Below are 1,473 nucleotides of genomic sequence, written 5' to 3' on the forward strand. Positions count from 1 at the left end.
GGCGCTCATCGGGCCTGTTCCTTTCCGGCGGTCATGTAGTGCATGAGGTGCTCCTGGGTGGCGTCGGCGCGATCGATCTCGCCCGTGATCCGTCCCTCGGAGATGGTGTAGATGCGGTCGGCGAGGCCGATCAGCTCGGGCAGCTCGGACGAGATGACGACGACCGCCTTGCCCTGGGCCGCGAGCTCGTTGATGATCCCGTAGATCTCGTACTTGGCTCCCACGTCGATGCCGCGGGTGGGCTCGTCGAGGATCAGCACGTCGGGACCGGAGAAGATCCACTTCGAGAGGACGACCTTCTGCTGGTTGCCGCCGGAGAGCTTCCCCGTGACGGCCGAGACGGTCGGCGCCTTGATGTTCATCTTCGATCGGTACGAGTCGGCGACCTTGTACTCGCGGTGCTTGTCGATCACGCCGAGCCGGGCCAGGCGCGAGAGCGCGGCGGCCGAGACGTTGACGGTGATGTCGCCGATGAGGTTGAGCCCGTAGCGCTTGCGGTCCTCGGTCGCGTAGGCGAGGCCGTTGCGGATCGCCTCGTCGACGGTGCGGGTCTGGATCTCCTCGCCGTCCTTGTAGACGCGGCCGGAGATCCCGGTGCCGTAGCTCCTCCCGAAGATGCTCATCGCGAGCTCGGTGCGTCCGGCGCCCATCAGGCCCGCGAAGCCGACGATCTCGCCGGCGCGGACGGTGAAGGAGGCGTCGTCGACGACCACGCGGTTGATGTCGACCGGGTGGTGGACCGTCCAGTTCTCGACGCGCAGCTTCTCCTCGCCGATCTGCGGGTCGCGCGGCGGGAACATGCTGTTGAGGTCGCGGCCGACCATCGCGCGGATGATCCGGCTCTCGGACGCCTCCTCGCCGGCCATCGGGAAGCTCTCGATGGTGCGGCCGTCGCGGATGATCGTGACGGTGTCCGCGATGGCGCGGATCTCCTTCAGCTTGTGGCTGATGATGATGCAGGTGATGCCCTGCTTGCGGAGCTGGTCGATCAGGCCGAGCAGGTGGTCGCTGTCCTCGTCGTTGAGGGCGGCGGTGGGCTCGTCGAGGATGAGGAGCTTCACCTCCTTGGCGAGGGCCTTGGCGATCTCGACGAGCTGCTGCTTGCCGACGCCCAGCTCGAGGATCTTGGTCGCGGGGCTCTCGGCGAGGCCGACGCGGGCGAGCAGCTTGGCCGCCTCCGCGTTGGTCGCGTTCCAGTTGATGACGCCGCGGGTCGACTTCTCGTTGCCGAGGAAGATGTTCTCGGCGATGGAGAGGTAGGGGCTGAGGGCGAGCTCCTGGTGGATGATCACGATGCCGTCGGCCTCGCTGTCGTTGATCGACCGGTACTGCGCCTCCTCGCCCTCGAACTCGATGGTGCCCTCGAAGCTGCCGTACGGGTACACGCCGGAGAGGACTTTCATCAGGGTCGACTTGCCGGCGCCGTTCTCGCCGCAGATGGCGTGGACCTCGCCGGGCTGGACCGAGAGCGAG

The 1,473-nt window shown here is 67.1% G+C and carries 1 protein-coding gene; it reads right to left on the bottom strand.

Annotated features, from left to right (window positions below):
- Positions 1-5 precede the first annotated feature (5 nt).
- The coding region (mmsA, locus tag C5C27_RS17465) for a multiple monosaccharide ABC transporter ATP-binding protein (protein ID WP_104315035.1) at positions 6-1,473 on the bottom strand (1,468 nt) is incomplete at its 5' end.

It is taken from the genome of Rathayibacter sp. AY2B7 (assembly GCF_002931635.1).
Taxonomy (GTDB): Bacteria; Actinomycetota; Actinomycetes; order Actinomycetales; family Microbacteriaceae; genus Rathayibacter.